Annotated in this window: 13 protein-coding genes; all 13 read right to left on the reverse strand. The window is 59.4% G+C overall.

The window, feature by feature from the left end:
• Positions 1-62: 62 nt before the first annotated feature.
• The 13 genes from G5149_RS05070 to tssH all read right to left on the reverse strand — a co-directional run bounded on the left by G5149_RS05070 (position 63) and on the right by tssH (position 19,514).
• Positions 63-473 carry a hypothetical protein gene (locus G5149_RS05070; RefSeq protein ID WP_421211875.1) on the reverse strand — a complete coding sequence of 137 codons (411 nt, stop codon included), beginning with the start codon at positions 471-473 and terminating at the stop codon, positions 63-65.
• Between the two features lie 25 nt (positions 474-498).
• Positions 499-783 carry a hypothetical protein gene (locus G5149_RS05075; RefSeq protein ID WP_421211877.1) on the reverse strand — a complete coding sequence of 95 codons (285 nt, stop codon included), beginning with the start codon at positions 781-783 and terminating at the stop codon, positions 499-501.
• A 176-nt stretch (positions 784-959) separates the two neighbouring features.
• Positions 960-1,688: a hypothetical protein gene (locus G5149_RS05080; RefSeq protein ID WP_421211879.1), complete on the reverse strand. Its 729-nt coding sequence runs from the start codon at positions 1,686-1,688 to the stop codon at positions 960-962.
• Position 1,689: 1 nt separating this feature from the next.
• Positions 1,690-4,686 carry a toxin VasX gene (locus G5149_RS05085; protein ID WP_421211881.1) on the reverse strand — a complete coding sequence of 999 codons (2,997 nt, stop codon included), beginning with the start codon at positions 4,684-4,686 and terminating at the stop codon, positions 1,690-1,692.
• Complete coding sequence (locus tag G5149_RS05090) at positions 4,683-5,501, reverse strand: DUF4123 domain-containing protein (RefSeq protein WP_421211882.1); 819 nt, start codon at positions 5,499-5,501, stop codon at positions 4,683-4,685. Before G5149_RS05090 ends, G5149_RS05085 begins: the two co-directional genes overlap by 4 nt.
• A gap of 20 nt (positions 5,502-5,521) precedes the next feature.
• The gene (locus G5149_RS05095; RefSeq protein WP_421211884.1) at positions 5,522-7,564 is read right to left on the reverse strand and encodes a type VI secretion system tip protein VgrG; all 2,043 of its coding nucleotides are present in this window, start codon (positions 7,562-7,564) and stop codon (positions 5,522-5,524) included.
• 119 nt (positions 7,565-7,683) lie between these two features.
• On the reverse strand, positions 7,684-7,971 hold the full coding sequence (locus G5149_RS05100; RefSeq protein WP_005347295.1) for a type VI secretion system PAAR protein: 288 nt from the start codon (positions 7,969-7,971) through the stop codon (positions 7,684-7,686).
• Positions 7,972-8,279: 308 nt separating this feature from the next.
• Positions 8,280-9,710, reverse strand: a complete 1,431-nt coding sequence (locus tag G5149_RS05105) for a VasL domain-containing protein (protein WP_216978378.1) — start codon at positions 9,708-9,710, stop codon at positions 8,280-8,282.
• Positions 9,711-9,754: 44 nt separating this feature from the next.
• Positions 9,755-13,246: a type VI secretion system membrane subunit TssM gene (gene tssM / locus G5149_RS05110; protein ID WP_421211886.1), complete on the reverse strand. Its 3,492-nt coding sequence runs from the start codon at positions 13,244-13,246 to the stop codon at positions 9,755-9,757.
• Between the two features lie 41 nt (positions 13,247-13,287).
• A complete protein-coding gene (tssA, locus tag G5149_RS05115; RefSeq protein ID WP_337072828.1) occupies positions 13,288-14,715 on the reverse strand; it encodes a type VI secretion system protein TssA in 1,428 nt (475 codons plus the stop codon).
• 10 nt (positions 14,716-14,725) lie between these two features.
• A complete protein-coding gene (vasI, locus tag G5149_RS05120; protein WP_005347299.1) occupies positions 14,726-15,331 on the reverse strand; it encodes a type VI secretion system-associated protein VasI in 606 nt (201 codons plus the stop codon).
• Positions 15,331-16,869 (reverse strand): sigma-54 interaction domain-containing protein, encoded by a 1,539-nt coding sequence (locus tag G5149_RS05125; protein ID WP_005347300.1) that lies wholly within the window; start codon positions 16,867-16,869, stop codon positions 15,331-15,333. The genes vasI and G5149_RS05125 overlap by 1 nt, the downstream gene beginning before the upstream one ends.
• Positions 16,870-16,871: 2 nt before the next feature.
• Positions 16,872-19,514 carry a type VI secretion system ATPase TssH gene (gene tssH / locus G5149_RS05130; RefSeq protein ID WP_337072829.1) on the reverse strand — a complete coding sequence of 881 codons (2,643 nt, stop codon included), beginning with the start codon at positions 19,512-19,514 and terminating at the stop codon, positions 16,872-16,874.
• Positions 19,515-19,522: the final 8 nt, after the last annotated feature.

A 19,522-nucleotide genomic window follows, 5' to 3' on the forward strand; every position in this document is an offset into this window, starting at 1 on the left:
CAACTCTTTATTTGGCCTCTGAGCAGGTAGAGAGGCCGTATCAACACAGCCTCTCTACCTGTTCACCCTCTGAACTCACGATACGTAAAGACTTCTCTTTCATTATGATTCGGGGTGAACTGCCTGGCTATTTTGTAAACATTGTCAAAATCACCATCATTGCAGTTAATCACTATGTGATTAATTAATTTAAAAGGTGAACTTTCAATAATGAACGCATTATCCTTTCTATATGACTTCAATGTTCCTTCTGCGGTATAAAGTGCACCTAAATACTTTATTTCCGGCCTCATATTGGTGATTTTAAAAGCCAGAAATGCACCTGCACCTGCACCGGCAAGCGCCAGCGGGCCAACCAAGCCTACTGCGATGATGCTACCCACAATCAGCAAGCCACCAATCCCGCGTGCAATGGTGTAAGCCACTTCCGGGATCTTGTCCTGCTGGGTGTAGTAGATCCCCTTGGCTGTCATTCGGTAGTGATAGAGTTGATTGGGGTCAGTTAAATATCGACAGTAAAAAACAGATATAACCCCAAAGACCAAAAAAAAACCAAAGTGAAGACCACGCATTATGACTATTGCCATTGATGAAAGTCACTAACGCAATAAGCCAAAACACGCCCCCCATTAACAGTGACGATGACCATGCAGCTCGCGGGGTATGGTCAATCTGCCACTCATATAAAACAGGCTCCTTTTGCAATTCAAGGTATTGCTCGCTGTAGTAGTGGTTGGCGCCATCAGCCTCTGCGTTCTGAGACTGTTCTGTTGTTTCACTCATGTTATTGCAACCTTATGATGGTGCCTTTCACTGGCAGTGTGATATCAGATTCTACGGTCAAGACCACTCCACTGGTAAAGGTTGCTCTTGCCACAAAGCGCTGCGCCTGCAGGTGGCACCATTATTGGTCAATCAAAGGGCAGATAAGCTGAATTGCAGCCTCTCTGCCCCATGGCTTAATAACCGAACTCTTTGCGCGACTTGGCTTCGGTAATTTGATAGTCAGGGAGTGAACGAGCTAAATCATTTAGCACGCGTTCATAATCTTCCTTGTGTGTTAACACAATGCCGTACTGCCCCGTCTCTCTTGGCATCTCTATAATTTTGATCCCATAAACATCTCTAAATATGGAAAGACCACCAAAACCTTTGAACTGACAGCCACTATGAAACACTCTTGGTTTCATATTGGTAATTTTAAAGGCCAGAAATGCACCCGCACCTGCACCGGCCAATGCCAGCGGCCCCACCAAGCCGACAGCAATGATGCTACCCACAATCAACAAGCCACCAATCCCGCGTGCAATGGTGTAAGCCACTTCCGGGATCTTGTCCTGCTGGGTGTAGTAGATCCCCTTGGCAGTCATTCGGTAGTGATAGAGCTGGTTGGGGTCAGTTAAGTACCGCGAAAAAATAACACCCCACACACCCAGTATTAAAAGCACCCAAATTAACGGCCAGGGGTTCTGACTATCGCTATTAATAAAAACCATTAATGCAATTAGCCAACACACACCACCCATTAACAGTGACGATGACCATGCTGCTCGCGGGGCATGGTCAATATGCCACTCATATAAAACAGGCTCCTTTTGCAATTCAAGGTATTGCTCGCTGTAGTAGTGGTTGGCGCCATCAGCTTCTGCACTCTCTGCGTTCTGCTTGTGCTCTGTGGTGTCACTCATCTTATTTCAACTCTATCAAGGTGCCCTGGGCGGGCAGTTTATCATCGATTTCAGCGGTCAAAACCACCCCTTTGGCCAGGGTGCCACGGGCCATAAAGCGCAAGGGCTGGCCACTTAAACTCTCCGCTGCCGGGTAACCTATCTGCAACCGCAGTTCATCTCCCTGATTGGCGGCGACCGCCAGTGTCACCTGTCCTGCCTCTTGGCTGGTCACCTTGATGGCGGCCTCTTGCGCAGGGCCCAGCACCGGAGTTAGCACGGAGGCAGGATAGCTCTGCTTGGCAAGTTGATAGCCAAGCTGCTTTATCGACAACTGTAAGGTGATAGTGCGCAGGTGCGGCGGCAGCGCAACGGTTAACATCCCCTCCTTGAGCTCCACCGTCGGCTGACAGGCAACCCGTTCATACTGAAGCAGCTCTTCAGCCGCTGGCCACCCGGCCGGTTTGGTACCCCAGGTGGATTGCAACAGCCAGCGCTCAATAGGCAGGCGACTGTAGCGGGCCAATATCACGGTGGCGGCCAGATAGAGCAGGCTGCCGATACCGATAGCGGCAACCATCCAAGGGGCCCAGATTGCACCTAGTGATGCACCTCGACCCAACAGCATAAGAGAGCGTCCCATAGCAAACCCCTGCGCCCCCAAGCCACCCAGCTTTAACCCGTAACCAACCTTTTCAATATCGGAGTTGGTATCATCCAGTAGCTTGATGCCGGTCTCCCACGCTTCCAGCCCCGCCGCCAGCAGCCCCAGCCCGGTCATCCAGCCGGTGGTAAGGGTAAAGCGACGCACCAGAGCGGGGTTTGTTGCTCTTGCATCCGCCAAGGGTTGATTAAGTAAGTGTGAAGGCACCACCACCTGCCCCTGCTTGATGGCCACCATGGCGCTGCCAGTCCAGGCGGCGGTATAGGCCAGATTGCGGTTCAGCTCCAGCTGGGCGGCAGGGTTGCCCTGCAGTTTGCGCGCGCTCTCGTCATACCCTTGCAGCGCCACCGTCAGGTTGGCGATATTGAGCAGGGCCGCCAACCCGCCAAAGTTGCCCCACTCTTGCCACACCTTGACAGCCGCTTGCGCCCCTTTCGCCCCTTGCCGCTGCAAATTGAGGTAGCTTGCCATCTTGCGCTCAAAATCCTGCTGCAAACCACCTTCCAGCAATAGCAGGCGGGGCCATTTCAGCTGCGACCACTCGGCGCCTGCTGCCTTCATCCGGCCAAGGTGGCCCTCTGTTATCTTGCCGGGCGTTGCCAACTTGCCGAGCAGGTTGCCCTGCACCTGAGCCACAAAGGCTTTGCTCTCGGCCACAAACGCGGAGTTGATGCGCACCTGCTGGCCGGTGTGAATGGATTCGAGTACCACCAGACTCAGAGTGCGGCCAAGTTTTTCACCGCTGAGCAGATGGGGATGCAGCAACTCGCTGAGCTGTTGCCATGGCTTGATGGCCGCCCCGGCGATGGCCGCTTTGAGTGCGCTCATGGTCGCCTTGGCCGCCTCATGGAACCCGCCAAACAGCTTGCTATCGCTCAGAAGATGGTTACTGGCTATCGCTTCCATCGCCGCCAGCGCATTGGCGACACCGGTAATATTGCCCACCCCAATCCAACCGGGATTGTTCTCGAGCTCTTTTTTAACTTCGATATCAAAGCCGTAGTGTGCCAGCGCGGGCAGCGCCCCCTTTTTCAATGCCTTGGTCAATGCGGCCCCCCGTTGGGTATCGGGGACAAAAAACAGGCTAAAGAGCCATTGACTACTGCTGGCCAGCAAGAAGGTCTGGGCATCCTCCGTCTGGCTATCAAACCCCAACAGCAAAGGGGAGGTCGGTAACGCCTGCAATAGCTGCAGGGCATCGTCATAGGTCGCCAACCAGCGCGGACGCAGAGCATCCACCCCTTGCGCGTATTGCTGGATAATCCCTTCCAACCCAGACCAGTTCACCTCATCATCAAAACGCACCCCGGGCCAGCTGGCCCACTTGTCGGGGTTGAGGCCCAGCAGCTTGAGTTCAGCATGCTGCGCCATCAGGCGCTGCTCGGCACCGAGGTCAATGTAGTGATTACCACTCCCTTGACGCTCTTTGTAGTCATGTTTGGCAACCAGATATGACTGCAACTGCTTCTTGAGCTTGAAGGTCGCCAGACGGTCGCCCCTGGCTGAGACCGGCAAACTGCTCTCATCAAGCTGTGGCAGAGCCAGCATCTCGGTGATACCGGCCATGGTCCAGCGGTGGCGGGTGTTGTCGTCATTAAAGGGATGTTCATAGCGAAGGATGATGTCGCTCAGGCGCTCGGTCACATCGTGCATATCCGAGATGTGGTCATCGAGTGCCACTACCAGAGCACTCTTCAAATCTGGTATGCCAGCCTTGCTAGCCTCCGGTGAGCCTGCGGGTTTGTCGTGCCACAGCTTGCCGGGTTCAACACCCGCGGGAGCCTTGAGGGGGGCACAGCTGTTAACGAATCCCTTGTTAGGCAAGCCCATGTCGGCTACGTGAGTAGAGAGCAGATCGAGCAATCCCGCATGCTCGCCCCCCATCTTGCTGGCCAGCGAGAGCAGATTGAAAGAGCGCATCCCTTTGCTGCGCAGGCCGCTCTCTTTGCGATACGCCTTTTTCAGCCGCTCGGTCCAGCGCTGATGGGAGAAGGCCATCGCCACCTTGTGGTTGGCCGGATAAAGCAGATGCCCCTTGCTTCCCTTGCTCTCGTGAATAAATTGGCTGCCTTTGACCTCATACTCATCGAGCATTTTTGTTTTTTCATCAAAGACATAGAGCCAGCCATCGCGCAGTTGGCGCAAAGTGTAGGGAGTTGCCTTTAGAGCCAGAGCACCTTTAAACCCTTTCGATGGCAAGGGATGAGGTTGTTTAGCTGGCGCGTCAAAGAGCTCATCCAGGGCATAACGCACCGGCACCAGAGCAATTTCTTTGTTTTTAAAAGGGCAAGTGCCAACCGGGCTTTTGCAATCCTTGTTGCCGGCAGCGCCAGCTGCTTGATTCGGGGTGCTCATGAGGTTCTTTCCTGTGCAATGACGTGCTGCTCTGCCCAGCTGGCAGCTTGTTCAACACGTTGTGACGGGGTCTGTGCCGAAGGCGCTGTCAGCAGTTTGGTCAGCGTCGGATAGCCATCCCCCTGCCACCATTCCTCGCCGATAAATCCGAGCACATTGAAAAACAGCAGCAGGTCGCGTTCGGTCTGAAATCCAAGTTGATAGGCCTGCTCGGCCCAGCGGGCAATCCAGTTCTGCGGATCGGGCTGCTGCTCCAATCGGGCAGGAAACCAGTGCGCCATGTGGTGATAAGTTGCATCCAGCTGGTTTTGCCAGCTCACGTCACTCAAACGTGCCCACTGTGCATCGGTCAGTCTGCATGTATCGCCAATCGGCTCGGCAAGTGCCTCTTTGACCTGCCAATGGAGCCAACCTGTACGGGTTGGCAGCCAGACCTGTGTGATCCCTCGCCAATACCAAGGATCCGCATCCACCAATAGACATGCCATGGTTTCTGGCGCTGCCAGTTTGAGCAAAATGCGGCTGCCATAGGGACTTTCGACCTCGATAAGCTGGCGCAACTGGTCAGCCAGCGGCAATAACGTCAAAGGCGAGGCAAGCAGCCATCCGGCATTGGCGGGCAGGCTCTTGAACCAGCCGAGCAAGAGCTCGCTGGCCTCAACCAGACAGGGCGAGACCTCCCGCAGACTATCCCATGGGGCGTAGAGATAAATTGGCTGGTAAACAGGGCTATCGGTTAACTCAAACAACTGCCGTTCAAGCTCGGGGATCTGCCCGCCATCTAGCAACAGATAGAGATGCACCCCTTTGGCCAAATCAAGCTCTGGCAAAACCATTACTGGCTCTCCCCCTTGGCCAGTTGTTCACAAATCTCGCAGACCGGCTCTGCCGATTTGAGCGTTGCAATCTGGCGCACCGGATCCATAGGCACAGGGGGAGCAACAACCTCAACCGCACCGGGCTGGATCGGCATCTGCCCAGCCCAACCGGAGCCAGAGCCCGGGCTACCGCCGGAGTTCATCTTGATGGATCCACCGCTTAGCGTGACGCCACCGGCATCGAGCTTCACAAAGCTGCCGCCCACCTTGAGGGTCAACTCGGCGCCGGCCTCCATCACGATCTTCATACCAGCCTTGTGATGCACCTCCTGACCTGCATCAACCAGCAGGGATTGACCCAGCTTCTGATGCATGGAGGCATCCACCGTCAGCGAATAGTCCGCCTTGATCTGGTCACGCTTCTCACCCTCCACCGTCAGGTGGTCGTTGGCCTTGATACGGGTCACCCGCTCGTTGTCGATATCGCGGTGCTCGTCGTGCTTGATGTGCCAGGCCGCATCATTTTCGATAAGGACGTTCAGGTCTTTCTGACCGTGGATATAAATCTCTTCCTGCCCAGCCTGGTCTTCAAAACGCAGCTCGTTGAAGCCCTTGCCCTTGTGGGTTTCGGTACGCAGCACGGTGCGGGTCTTGTTGGCCGGTAAGTCGTAAGGTGGCCGGTTGGTGGCATGGAAGGTGCGACCCGTCACGATGGGCTGGTCGGGGTCCCCTTCCAAAAACGAGACAATCACCTCGTGGCCGATGCGCGGGATGGCCATCATGCCATATTGGCCACCGGCCCAGCCCTGACTCACTCGCACCCAGCAGGAGCTCTGGCCGTTGGAGCTGCCATATCTGTCCCACGGGAATTGCAGCTTGACCCGGCCATGCTCGTCGCAGTAAATCTCTTCGCCCTCGGGGCCAACCACGATAGCGATTTGCGGGCCGTCCACCATCGGCTTGTGGGGTGCCTCGGGACTGCCGATACGGGCGCGCCAGGTGGTGCTCGCCTTCACTACGCCAAATTCGTTGTGGTAGACGGTCGGGCCACTGCCGCCCTCTTCCTCCAGCGCCTGCGGTTGCTCACCGGTGTGGCGAATATGGACGATTTGCCAGTCGGTGTTGAGGCTGCCGTTGGGGTGTTCGGTCAGCGAGAAGTGCTGACCCGGCAGCAATGCGGCGCTGTTGGATTTGCCACTGCCCGCCACCGCATCGTTGCGCAGGGCATCGAGCCGGTGCTGGGCAAAGGCCTTGCCGCTGCCGTCCTGCTTGTAGCGACCCGGGTAGTCAAAATGCTGATAGGTATCGCGCTGATGCTCGAGATCGCTACCCTGCTTTTTGTGGGAGAGGCCATAAGCCGGCGTCTTGAAGCTGTAATCTTTCAGCTCCACATCCGAGGGGCGCACCGCCTCGCGGTAGTGGAACTGGCGCACGTAAGGCCCTTGTTCCAGCGAGCGGTTGCCAAGGTTGAAAAAGAGCTCGGGGCCAGCAGTCAGGGCTGCCGCGTCATCGGCAAAGACGATACGGTGTTTGCCCGCTTCAAATTCGTGGAAGTAGAACAAGCCCTCTTCAGCAGCGAGGCGGTTCACGAAATCGAGGTCTGTTTCGCGGTACTGGACGCAGTATTCCCGCTGGGCATGCTCGTTTTTCAGGGCAAAGGCGTAATCGGTGATGCCGTGCTCTTGCAGCAGGATACTGAGGATTTCGTCAGGCTTCTGCGCCTGAAAAATGCGGGAGTTCTGGCGCAGCCCCAGTCGCCACAGGGCCGGTTTGACTTGCAGGCTGTAACGGGTACGGCGAAAGCCGCTGTCACCCTGCGCGAAGTCACTGACCACCCCGCACACCCGACGCTGCAACTCGCCGTTGTACCACACCATCAGCTCGCTCGGCTGGTCCAGCACGGCGCCAAAGTCGACATCAGGCTGGCTGCTGGCCACCTCCAGCTGCAGATTGAACGGCCGGTTCAGCCCCTCATCCAGCTGGAAACTGGCCACCACGAAGGTGCTCTCGGGCAGCGCCCCCACCTTGGCGGTAAATTGTAATCCTGTGCTATTGGCCATCTTGTGCCTTCTCCATAGCTACCGCACGCCCGCGGCGCGCTACTTGGTGGTTCGATGATGAGATAAAGCCATCATTGACGGCCTTACCTCATAACCGATCAAAACAGTGACAGCACTCTCTAACCGGCCTGTCCGCTACCGGAACCAATCACTACGCCACCACAATCCACCGCGGTGCCGGTTATAGCGATAGGTTTGCCATTGACCAGCACAGACCCTACGCCTCCGGCGATGCTGCGCGGGTGAGGTGGATTGTTGGGCTTGTCGTGGGGTGCCAGTGGATCACCCTGACGGGCCACAGGCTTGCCATCGAGGAACACGTCAGGACTGGCAGCTATCACCGGGGTCGGTGGAAAGCCATCGTGGTCGGTGCCAATGTCACCGAGCAGTGCGATAGCGGGACACATAGTCATTCTCCATATGAGCGGGGAGACGCAACGGCATCCTCCCTCTGCCCCTGTGACAGCCGGTGAAACGCTCCGGGCACAGGGACTTTTGATAAACAACGAATAAACAGAACAGGCCACAGCACAGGCTATGCCATTCAGCATCGGTAAAATTAACCAAATAAAATCAGCCAGTTACCATTTTTCGATAAACAACAGGGTGGGCTGTTAGCAAGGAATTGCGCAAACTTAGCAATTTCCCTGCCAAATGTTGCACCTATAGTTAAACACTCCATATCGTGCGCAAAATATTGCGTAACACAGAGTAATCAACTATCAGGTAACCCATGCTGTAGTTGGTAAAGCCGAATATTGAGGGCTTGCAAGTCACTCTCTATTCCTTTCAGCTCGGCGGCTGTAATAGGCTCCTGCGACGCTTTTCGAGCCTCCAGTTCGCTCAGTCGCACACTGAACGGGATGCCCTGCATCAGGTTCTTTTGCACCTCGTAGAGCTGGGATTTGAGGTAGGAAATCGTGACTGTCTTGCGCTGACGCTCCAGCTCCAGCAGTTGAGCGATCAGGGCATCGACCCCGGCGCGGGCCTCGAGATAGGTTGGCACCCGGTTGAGGTCACCCTGCTGGCCAGCCAGCGCGGTCTGCCACTGTTTGTCGAGGGCCTTGACCGCCAGCGAGTCGGGATAGAGCATCTGCAGCGAATTGCGCAGCCCATCGCCATAACGGTACCAGTAGAGGGGAGAGGCCCGCTCCAGTCGGTCCAACTGGGCCTGATAACGTGACACCAACTCGTTCTCCATCCCCTGCAGGGTCTGCTCCCCCAGTACGATACGTGCCTGGCGAATATCGTCATAACTGAGGGCCTGTGGCAGCGCTGCGGCGGGTTGTTGCAGCCGTTGCGCCGCGATAGCCTTCTCCTGCTGCTGATGTTGCCACCCAAACCACCCCATCATGGGCAAAGCGCAGCTGAGCAGGCCACAACCAAACCAGAACCAGGCGGGCCGCTGTTTTCGATGCGGCTCGATCTTGAGCACAGTCGGCTTGACCTGTCCCTTCTCGCGCCCCACCAGAATGCTGCCCTGAGGCAGGTGCGGGGTCGATGCCGAAGCCACGCTGCCGTGGCTCTGCTCAATATCCGGCTTGAAAAAGACCATCGGCGGGATCTGCAGCTCCTCCTTGAGTCCCGGCTCATCGGAGACGATGACGATCTCTGTCTCGTCAAACAGATGGGTGTACCCCTCGATGAAGTGCACCAGATTCTCGACCCGGGGAATGCGACTGAGGCCGACGTTGTGCAACTTCTCGCTGATGAGTTGCAGTGCACGCTCGCAGCGGTAGATCAGCCGCTTGTCCTCGTGGCTGATCTGGTACTGGCGGATCACGTCGCTGATGCGGGCGATAAACCAGTCGAGCATCTCGATACGGGCCCGCTCCTGGTGTAACGGCGGCCAGACACTCTCCCACTGGGTGACGATCAGATTGGCGAGAAACTCGCACCCTTCGGTAAAGCCACTCAATCCCTGCAGCCGGGATCGTGCCAGGGTGAAGTAGATGGCGGTCTGCAGATCCACCCCGTGCTTTTCAAAGATTTGACTGGCGAGCTGATGGATCCGGACCCAATCCACCTCGGGGCGGGAGGCGTGACTGAGCTTGTTGATCTCGGCGCGCAGCGCCTCGTATTCCGGCAACATTCTGGGGTCTCGCCCCACCTTCAATGCCTGCTGGCCTTGTTGATTCTGTGACATATCGGCTTCCAAGATGAGAGGGGCTCGTATGCCCCCCTGCATGATCAATAGAGGGATTCAGGCAATCTGAACTGGCTGAACAGGCCGCCGGTAAAGGGGTTCTGGGCACTGTCGGTATAGACCCGATAGGTCATGGCGCCGTGATCCACTGGAAAACGGACATCAAAGGTGGCGTCGTTGACCCGGGTCAGCTCCCCCTTGTCCATCAGGCGGAACATGGCCCAGGGTCCGACAAAGCCTTCGCTGCGCGGCGACCGTTCACGAGCAGCCGGTACCAGGGTGATCTTGCTCTCGGCCCCGTCGCGCATGGTGTTTGGCCACACCAGCGGGATCTTGTTGCGACGACCGTGGGCATACTCCAGCAACTGGCCATCCAGATTGAGCACGCTACGCCGCTTGTTGGCGGTGAGCTCGATGGGCTCGAGGGCAAATTGCACCTCCAGATTGCCCTGCTGACTGAAGAAGGTCTGGCGGATGCGCGCCGCGCGATCCAGCTGCTTGACCAGCTCGGCCTGAATGGGTGAGCTCAGTTCACCCTCCATCAGCCCGCCTTCAACCATCGGCTTGAGGTTGACCTGATAGAAGCTGTCCAGCGTGCCGCCGGGGGCAAAGAAACGTTCCATCTCTGAGAGCGGCACATCCTTGGCTGAGCCCGGGTTAAACGGATAACGATCTGCCAGTTGGCTGTTGAACGGTGCCAACACCTTCTCCTGCCACTCCTGATTGAGGGATGACATCGCCAGATCGACCACCAGTTGCGAGCTTTGATCCGCCAGCTGCCCCACCCAGCGATTGAGTGGGTCTGGCAGGCCACGGGCATACTGCTGCAGAGCAAAGACCGGGTCGGCATACTTGTTGGCCAGACGCAACTGCACCACCTTGAGGGCTGACTGTCCCGGCTCGGTGGCATTGACGATGAGCTCCATATAATGCTGCAGCTCAATCAGCTTCTGGTTCACTTCCGAAATCAGCGGCCCCTGCTCGCCACGGCTGGTCAAGACACCGTTGGTGGCCATAAAGGGTCGACCGATACGCGCCGTGAGTGCCTGTGCCGGATCCCCTTCCACATCGGACAGTTTGCGAATACGGGTGTTATCATCCAGTGCGGCCAGCACCCGCAGGAACGGCTGGTCATTACCGGTAATGGTGGAGAGCACATCCAGCGCCTGCTCGGGGCTGGAGAGAGGCTGGATGTCAAGGTTAGTCAGCAACGTCTGCCATTGGTTGACGTAATCGGTGACGTAACGATCGTTGACCTGACGGGTGATATCCTTGCGATCGGCCTCGCTCAACTGGCTCAGCTTGCGCTGGCCCAGTACCCAGGCATCCATGGCGGTCAGGTCTAGCAGCGCCTTGTCCTGCTTGAGGAAGAAATCGCTGAAACCGGGCCAGGTCAGCAGACGCGGCACCTGACCGGCACTCTCGTTGCGCAGGGCAAAGACGGTATCAAAGGCGGGGCCCACCTCGTCACGCACGTTGAGAGCAGGCGGCAGCACATCGCCCGCCTTCACCACCAGATTCTGATAGACCCGCTGATACATGGGCAGCTTACCGAGCTCCCGCTGGGCGCCATACACCGGCTCCTTGAACGGCAAAAATGCCGTGATGGCGGCCTGATCACGAGCGGCGCGAGCGCCATGCCAGTCGGTATGATCGAGGGCATAGTCAAGATGCCCCATCAGCTGCTCCTGCACTGCCCCCTGCCCCGGGAACGCTTTTTGCCAGCGGTTGGCCATGTACTGCTCCACCAGCTCCTTGTTGCGACCAGAGGCATCATCCAGCATCCGCATCACCCGCAGAATGGCGAGCTTCTCCTCGCTACCAGCCGGCGCCTGGTCGAGATCGTCCAGCAGCCCCTGCATCTGGGCCGGCAGAAAGCTCAGACTCAGCAGTTGCAGATAGGATCCCTCCACATAGGGGCCAATTTCGTCCCCCTGATAGAGGCCGAGATCCGCCACCAGCGGCATGCGTTCCCGGTAGTTGCCAAAAGAGAGGGTCGCCTCGCGAATAAGGTTGAGACGCGGCAACTGGCTCACCCCGAAGGCGTGGGCATCGGCCACCTCATTCGTCTCCATAAAGGCCTGCGCCTTGGTCAGTACATTGCGACCCGCCTCCTCGTTGACCCGGTAAAAGTAGTGCCAGCCACCGATCAGGGCGGCAGAGAAGAGCGACAAACAGCCGAGGCCAATGGTCATCCGGCGGCGGCGATAGAGGGTATGCAGCCGGTTTTCTCCGGCCAGATGGGCCTCCGGGAAGATGATCGAGGAGAAGAGCTTGCGCACGAAATAGGTGTTGGACTCCCCGCGCAGGGCGGAGTGGATCGGCTCGGGCAAGCTGTAACGCCGGGAAGCGGCCTGGGCAAAGGCATCGAACGGGACACCTTGCTGATAAACGGAGCTGATATAGACGCCGCGCACCAGCAGTGGCTTGCTCTCTTCAATGGTCAGGGTTTCATCGAGCAGGCTGGTCACATAATCCTTGAGACCCGCCAATTGACGGACAAACGAGAAGAGGGCGTTGCGCTGGGCGGCATCGAGCCGGGCCAGCATCATCTCGGGCAGATTGCGGTTGAGGTTGTCGACCCACTGATCCCAGAACAGCGCCAGATCCTGCTGCCAGGATTTGCCCTGACTGCTGCCGGGGTTGAAGGTCACCCCCAGCACGGCGTCACGGGCCTCTTTATCCAGCTGTTCATAGACCACATCAAAGCCGCGCAGCAGATCGAGCTTGGTGAAGGTGACATAGAGCGGCAGCCGGGTATTCATGGTGGCCGACACCTCTTGCAACCGGGCACGCATCAGCTGGGCATAGGCCTTGCGCTCGGCCACGCTGGCCGCAGACAACCACGCCAAATCAACAGTCAATACCAGACCATTGAGGGGCTGGCGACGACGATGCTCGTTGAGCCAGTTCAGCAGATGCAGCCAGAGCCGCTCATGTTTGCGAGACTCCGGCTCCTGCTCGGTCTGGGACAACAGCACACCGGCCGGATCCAGCATCACCGCTTGCTCCCCCAGCCAGCAATCGACCAGCTGGCCTTGCGCCACGTCCCGCAGTTCGGTATCGAGCCTGGGATTGAGTTTGTTGGCCGGGTTGGCACGGTGGATCAGGCTGCTCTTGCCGCTGCCGGGCAGCCCCAACACCAGATACCATGGCATGGCGTAGAGCGCCCCCTTGCCAAGGTGTTCATTCAGAGCTTGCAACCAGCGATCGAGGAACAGCGCCTGTTTGTCGATGAGCCCTTTGACCGGATCCTGCTCCAGCAGCACCTCATGCCGGCGCTCGGCCTTGAGCTGTTTCATCTTGCGCCATACCCGCCAGGAGAGTACCCCCAGCAGCAACCAGAGCCAGAGCAGGGTGAATACCACCCGCCCCCACAAGGCCTCGAATGGCCTGGCATCACGGATCTCGATGCGAGGCCCCAGCCACCACACCAGGATCAGGGCGACAACCCACAGCACAGCACCGAGCAGGGGCCAGGAGGGTTTCAGTTTCGGCAGCTGTTGCCTCGACAAGGTAAAAATGGTTTTGAACATAAAATGTGATCCAACTCCGACTCAATGACTCATTTCGGCACTTAGTTCGGCAAATGAGCGCCATAGGGGGCCAGGCGGCTGACCAGCCCCGGCTCCCACTGCGACAACCCGAGGCGATTCGCCTCTTGCCACAAGTGTTGATATTGCTGGCGCGCAAGCGCCTCCATGCCTTCCTGCTCCAACAACTCCGCCTGCACCAGCAAGGCATGGAAGCGGGCTCTTGGCTCTTTCATCTGTGCCATCCGCTCATCAAGCAGGGCGAGCGCGGCGGCAATCCCCTGCTCCCCATGACGCAAGGCAACCTCCTCGGCCAACTCGACCTGTCCGCTGCCGCCTCCACCACTCTTGGCATGCTGCAACCAGCGACTGCACTCGGAGGAGAGAAACGGAGAACCATCGCTGAAGGTGAGATCCCGCAGCGCGGGAAGACGCAGCAAAAACGCATCCAGCTCCGCCATGATGGCCTGCGCCACCGCGCCATATCCCAGCTTCTGGGCCACCTCGGCCGAGAGCCTGTGCCCCTCGAACCAGTAAGGGGCCAGCGTCAGGCTCTGCTCGATGCGCTGCCAGAGCGCCAGATCTGGCGTGCCCATGGCGGCGCGATACTCATCCACCATGTCCACCGACATGGAGGCCAGCTGGGTTTTGTTCCCCTGCGCCGTCATCGGCGGGGTGGTGATGCCGGCCCAGATGGCGTGACGACGCAGCCGATAACCGATCGCAGCCTCCGGCTGGCGCTCAATCAGCAGCTCCGCCACCTTGAGCTGGGTCTGTCGCCATGCCCGATCGTTGGAGCTGTCAATCTCGATGCCGGAGCCCTTGCTGCTGCCACTGAGCACCATAGCGCTCGCCATGCTGCTCGCGCTGGCGGTGGCTGCAACAGCGCTGCTTGCAGGTTGAGTTCCGGCATCAGCCTGAGCCTGGACAACCTGTTGTCGCTGCGCCCGCTTCAACCCCATCATCAGGGGATCCAGCAGCTCGCTCTTGTCGGGGCACTGGGCCAGCCAGACGGCCTCCAGCTGTTCAGCCTGCGCCAGCAACTGAGCCAGCTCGGCCGCCGAAGCGCTCTCGCTCACCCTCGGCAGGGCCCCCTCGAAGCGCTTGATGATCTGCACCATCAATCGCTGCTTCTGAGCCGCATTCCCGGGCCAGGCCAACAGCCAGTAAGCCTTGATCCAGGCTTCCAGCAAACTCAATGCCGCTCCCATCGGGGTCGCTTTGGCCGGATGTTGCAGGCAGCGCAACAGCTGGGCCAACACCCGCATATCCTTGGTGCGACTCTCCAGCAACCCCAGACAGGCTTCGGCCACCGCATTGAGATCGACCTGGCTGTGGGCAAGGGAGCCCAACTTGACCAGCTCGGTCTCCACATAGTCCCAGCGCGGTTCATCGGCCAGCACAGCCCCTTTGATCTGTGCATCCGGCAAGCTGGTGAGCAGACGGCTACACCAGGGGTGTTGATAGCTCATTTGCCCCCCCCTACCAGCGACACTGTTGGCGCACCGGTATCAGCGCCTCTTTCAGGCCGCCGAGATCGACCCGCAGCAAGGCACCGTTGGCCGCCTGAACCTGCAATTCACGATGACCAATCCAGCGTTTGAGCTCCTCTATAGCGGGCAGACCGCGGCCATATTCGAGCAGCCATCCCTGATCCCGGATAAACCAGCTCTGACTGCTGCGAGTGGCTTGTCCATCCAGCGCGACCTCGACACTCTCCCCGCGCCACGGCGCATCCAGCCGCAAGCGGATATGGGTGATGTTGTTGACGCAACCGATCGCCAGGGTGGCACCGCGCAGGGCCGGACGGGTCAGTACCGCCGTGCCGCTCTCCTCATCCTGTCGCAACAGGAAGGGGGGGCTATCGGGCACTCGTGCCAACTCCTGCTCCGCTATCGCCAGCCAGGACGGAGACTTGGTGCTCTCCTTGCTGCCTGATGGCGTCGCCTCATTGCCAAGGGCGTCATAGCAGGCGAGCCGGATCAGCGGGGATGGCTCGCGGCGACACGCTTGCCAACCCGCCATATCGAGGGGGGGGACTGCGTTGCCGGTCGCCAGCAGCAGGGGCAACAAACCCATGATGATCATCAGTTCACCTCCAGTTTCTGGCACTTGTGATCCAGGGTGCGCTTGGGAATATTGAGGCTCTCGGCCACCAGCATGCGATTGCCCTGAAAGTAGCGCAGGCGCGCTTCAATCACCGATGCCTCGTACTGCTGCATGGCCCGGCGCAGATCGCGGATATGGTTGTAATCATCCAGCGCATCGGGCAGCTCGGCACAGACCCGATCCCGCAGTTCCGGTGGCAAGGCGCCAAGCCCTACCTCTTCACCGTGACGGGTGTGGGCACAGGCCACCTCCAGCAGGTTGCGCAACTCGCGCACGTTGCCGGGGAAGTCGTAACTTTGCAGTTGCTTGAGGAACTTGCGCTGCAAGCCAGCCAGTCCCTTGTCATCCTGCGCGGCAAACTGGGCCATAAAGTGCTGGCACAGCAGCGGCACATCTTCGATATGTTCTCGCAACGGGGCGATCAGCAGCAGGCACTGGCAGAGACGATGGTAGAGGTCGGCACGGAACCGCCCCTCCTCCACATGGCGGGTCAGCGGCTGATGAGTGGCCGCGATGAGGCGAAAATCGGAGTGATACTCCTGCTCTGCCCCAAGGGGCCGGTAGCTGCGGGTTTCCAGCACCCGCAGCAGCTTGGCCTGCATGGCGGCGGGCATGTCGCCCACTTCATCGAGAAACAGGGTGCCACCATTGGCCTGCGCCACCAGCCCGGTCTTGTTGGAGAGGGCACCGGAGAAGGCTCCCTTCTGATAACCGAACAGCTCGCTCTCGATGAGATTCTCCGGAATGGCGGCGCAGTTAATGGCGACGAAGGGCTTGTTGGCGCGATCGGAGCACTTATGCACCAGCCGGGCGACCACCTCCTTGCCACTGCCGGTCTCCCCCTGAATGAGCACGGTCAGCTTGTGCTGGCCCGCCTGGGCGATCTGCTCGCGCAGGCCGCGTATCACCGCCGACTGGCCAACCAACTGCTCGCCCAGCAACTTCTCATGCTGGCGCTGGCGCTCCCCCTCCCCCTTTATCTGACGCAGGGAGTCGCGCAGCACGCTCTGATCCCGGCGGCTACGTCCCAGATCGCGGATCAGGGTGAGCTGGTTGCAAAAGACCTGGGCCAGACTGGCCAGCTCGGGGCGGGCCGCCCACTCCTGCAGCACATCGCCGCTGTCCATCATCGCCAGCACGGCAAACGGCTTGCCGTTGCCATCATTGAGTGGAAAAGCGTGCAGGCCGCACGGCTGGCCAAGGTTGGCCAGCAGTTCACGAAAACCGGCATGCTCGATGCGAGCGCCACCATGGAGGGAGTCCCAGGTGCGGGATTGCGCCTTGTGCAGCACATAGGCAAGGGGATGAGAGAAATCATCCACCGCCAGCGCCAGCGCAACCTCCTGCCCCTTGACCCACCCTTTGCACTCCAGCTGACGGCCGCTCACATCCAGCATGCCAAGCAGCAAGCCTTTGGGCTGGAAGCTGGCATTGAGGGTCGAGCTCCACCAGTGGCAGAGATGTTGTTCATCCCGTTGCGAGGTGAGCGCGAGGGCGAATGCGAGGGCTTGCTCCATGGTCAGCCCTCCACCTCGGCCACAAACTGGTGATCGGCCACCGAGAAGCGCACCCGGTTGATGGGCTCACCGGCCGAGAGGCGCTGCAACAGTTGCAGGGAGACCGGCGGCAACAGGGCGCCATCGATGACGGATTCGAGCATCCGCGCGCCGTTCTCGCTGCGGTTGGCCCGCAGCAGGATCTCCTCGGCAACCTCGCTCTCCAGCACCACCTCCGCACCGAAACGCTCCTTGAGCAGCTTGACCAGCCGGTTGAGTTTGCCACCGACGATCTGCACCAGCGTGTCGTGACCGAGCGGCAGGTAGGGGATCACCTCCATCCGCGCCAGCAGCGCCGGTTTGAAGAAGGCTGCGAGCTCCGGATAGAGGGCATCCAGCAGCACATCGGGCTGCTCGGCATGCTCGACGATGGTCTGGAAACCGAGGTTGGAAGTGAGGAAGAAGACCACGTTCTTGCAGTCGATGATCCGCCCTTCTCCATCCGCCAGCTCGCCCTTGTCGAACGCCTGATAGAAGAGGTTGAGCACGTCCGGATGGGCTTTCTCCACCTCGTCCAGCAGCACCACGGAATAAGGCTTCTGACGGATTGCCTCAGTCAGCACGCCCCCCTCGCCAAAACCGACATAGCCGGGCGGCGAGCCGATCAGGCGCGAGACAGTGTGCTTCTCCTGATATTCGGACATGTTGATGGTGGTCAGATACTGGCGACCGCCAAACATCAGCTCGGCAATCTGCAGCACGGTTTCGGTCTTGCCGACCCCGCTTGGCCCCACCAGCAGGAAGGCCCCCAGCGGACGGCCCGGACGACGCAAGTCGGCGCGGGCGGTCAGCAGGTGCTTGTGCAGGTGAGCCACCGCCACATCCTGCCCCTTGATAAGCTCGCCAAGGTACTCCGGCAGACGGGTCACCACATCCAGCTCCCCCTGGGAGATGCGATTAAGCGGCACCCCGGTCCACTCGGCTATCACCGCGGCGACCTGAGTCTTGTCGACGTGGGCAGAGACCAGCACCTCACCCTGTTGCAGCTCGGACAATTCTCGCTCGAGCCCGGCAAGCTGCCCGGCGGCCGCTTGCGGATCGAGCGGCGCATCGGCGAGATCCAGCGCCTCTCTGGCCAGCATCTCATCCTGCTGATCCGCCAGCAGGGCGGCACGCAGTTCGACAATCCGATGCACCAGCCCCTGCTGTTGCTGCCATCGGGCTTCCTGCTCACGCAGGTTGTCACGACAGGTCTGCTGGGCCGCTTGCAGTTCAGCGAGGCGCTCATCGTTGTCACCCAGACCAATCAGGCTCTGGCGCTCCAGCTGACGGATCTCCAGCTCGCGCTGGCGCAGTTCGTTTTGCAGGTGACTGACGGCGCGTGGCGGCGTGGTGAGGTTGATGGCCACCCGGGCACAGGCGGTATCGAGTACGTCGATCGCCTTGTCCGGCAGCTGACGGCCGGAGATGTAACGGGCGGAGAGCTGGGCGGCAGCTTGCAGCGCCTCCTCGTCAATCAGCACCCCATGGGCCTTCTCGTAGATGCTGCGCAGGCCGCGCAGGATCACGGTGGCTTCATCTGCATTGGGTTCACCCACTTTCACCAGCTGGAAGCGGCGCGACAGGGCGGCATCTTTTTCAACGTACTTCTTGTACTCGCCCCAGGTGGTGGCAGCGATGGTGCGCAGCTCGCCCCGGGCCAGCGCGGGCTTGATGAGGTTGGAGACATCCATGCCGCCCGCCTGGTTGCCCGCACCAATCAGGGTGTGAGCCTCATCGATAAAGAGGATGACAGGTCGCACGGCATCCTTGACCTCCTGCATCACCCCCTTGAAACGCTTCTCGAACTCCCCCTTGACCGAAGCGCCCGCCTGCATGGCACCAAGATCCAGCGTCATCAACTCGACCCCGCGCAGCTTTTCGGGTACCTGACCCGCCACGATACGCAGCGCCAGCCCCTCGATCAGGGCGCTTTTACCGACGCCGGCCTCCCCCACCACGATGGGGTTGTTTTTGCGGCGACGGGAGAGAATGTCGATCATCAGATCGATCTCGTGATCCCGGCAGAGTACGGGGTCAAGCGCCCCCTGACGGGCCTGTTCTGTCACATTGACGGTAAAGCGGGCCAGCAAGCTGGCGTCCGCGGGCAATGCAGCCTGAGTGGCAGTACCATTCGCCGCAACGGTAATCTGGGTTTCCGCGGAATCTTTGACCCAGTCGTCGAACTGCTGGCGCAGCAGTTCGCGATTGACGTTGGCAAGCAGACGGGTCACCGAGCCCGGCAGGTAACGGTGGGGGGTCATCAGCAGCACCAGCAGCATGACGCCACTGCGCAGCTGGCCGTGTTGCAGCTCGGCGGAGGCGAGCAACCAACTGTCTTGCAGCCACTCCACCAATAGCGGCGAGAAGGAGGGATAACCCTGACCATAACCGTTATCGGCCGCCGAGGGTTGCAGCAGGCTCTTTAACTCTTCAACCTCGACCTCGGCCCGTTTGAGGATCTGGCGCACATCGCAGAGGGGGGTCTCCAGCATTTTCAGCAGCAGGTGCTCGATGCGGATCTCGGCCCCTTGATGATTGACGCAGAGGGCTGCGGCCTCCTCCAGCATGTGACGGCAGATGGGGTTGAGTCTTTCCACCAGTACCGGTAGCTCTATACGAATCACGGCGTGCT

Source organism: Aeromonas sp. 600479, assembly GCF_049175515.1.
GTDB classification, from domain to species: domain Bacteria; phylum Pseudomonadota; class Gammaproteobacteria; order Enterobacterales; family Aeromonadaceae; genus Aeromonas; species Aeromonas veronii_A.

What these genes read in the sequence shown, in the direction of transcription:
- G5149_RS05070 (WP_421211875.1), bottom strand. Translation starts at nt 473, where the DNA reads ATGACAGCCAAGGGGATCTACTACACCCAGCAGGACAAGATCCCGGAA.
- G5149_RS05075 (WP_421211877.1), bottom strand. Translation starts at nt 783, where the DNA reads ATGAGTGAAACAACAGAACAGTCTCAGAACGCAGAGGCTGATGGCGCC.
- G5149_RS05080 (WP_421211879.1), bottom strand. Translation starts at nt 1,688, where the DNA reads ATGAGTGACACCACAGAGCACAAGCAGAACGCAGAGAGTGCAGAAGCT.
- G5149_RS05085 (WP_421211881.1), bottom strand. Translation starts at nt 4,686, where the DNA reads ATGAGCACCCCGAATCAAGCAGCTGGCGCTGCCGGCAACAAGGATTGC.
- G5149_RS05095 (WP_421211884.1), bottom strand. Translation starts at nt 7,564, where the DNA reads ATGGCCAATAGCACAGGATTACAATTTACCGCCAAGGTGGGGGCGCTG.
- G5149_RS05100 (WP_005347295.1), bottom strand. Translation starts at nt 7,971, where the DNA reads ATGTGTCCCGCTATCGCACTGCTCGGTGACATTGGCACCGACCACGAT.
- G5149_RS05105 (WP_216978378.1), bottom strand. Translation starts at nt 9,710, where the DNA reads ATGTCACAGAATCAACAAGGCCAGCAGGCATTGAAGGTGGGGCGAGAC.
- tssM (WP_421211886.1), bottom strand. Translation starts at nt 13,246, where the DNA reads ATGTTCAAAACCATTTTTACCTTGTCGAGGCAACAGCTGCCGAAACTG.
- tssA (WP_337072828.1), bottom strand. Translation starts at nt 14,715, where the DNA reads ATGAGCTATCAACACCCCTGGTGTAGCCGTCTGCTCACCAGCTTGCCG.
- vasI (WP_005347299.1), bottom strand. Translation starts at nt 15,331, where the DNA reads ATGATCATCATGGGTTTGTTGCCCCTGCTGCTGGCGACCGGCAACGCA.
- G5149_RS05125 (WP_005347300.1), bottom strand. Translation starts at nt 16,869, where the DNA reads ATGGAGCAAGCCCTCGCATTCGCCCTCGCGCTCACCTCGCAACGGGAT.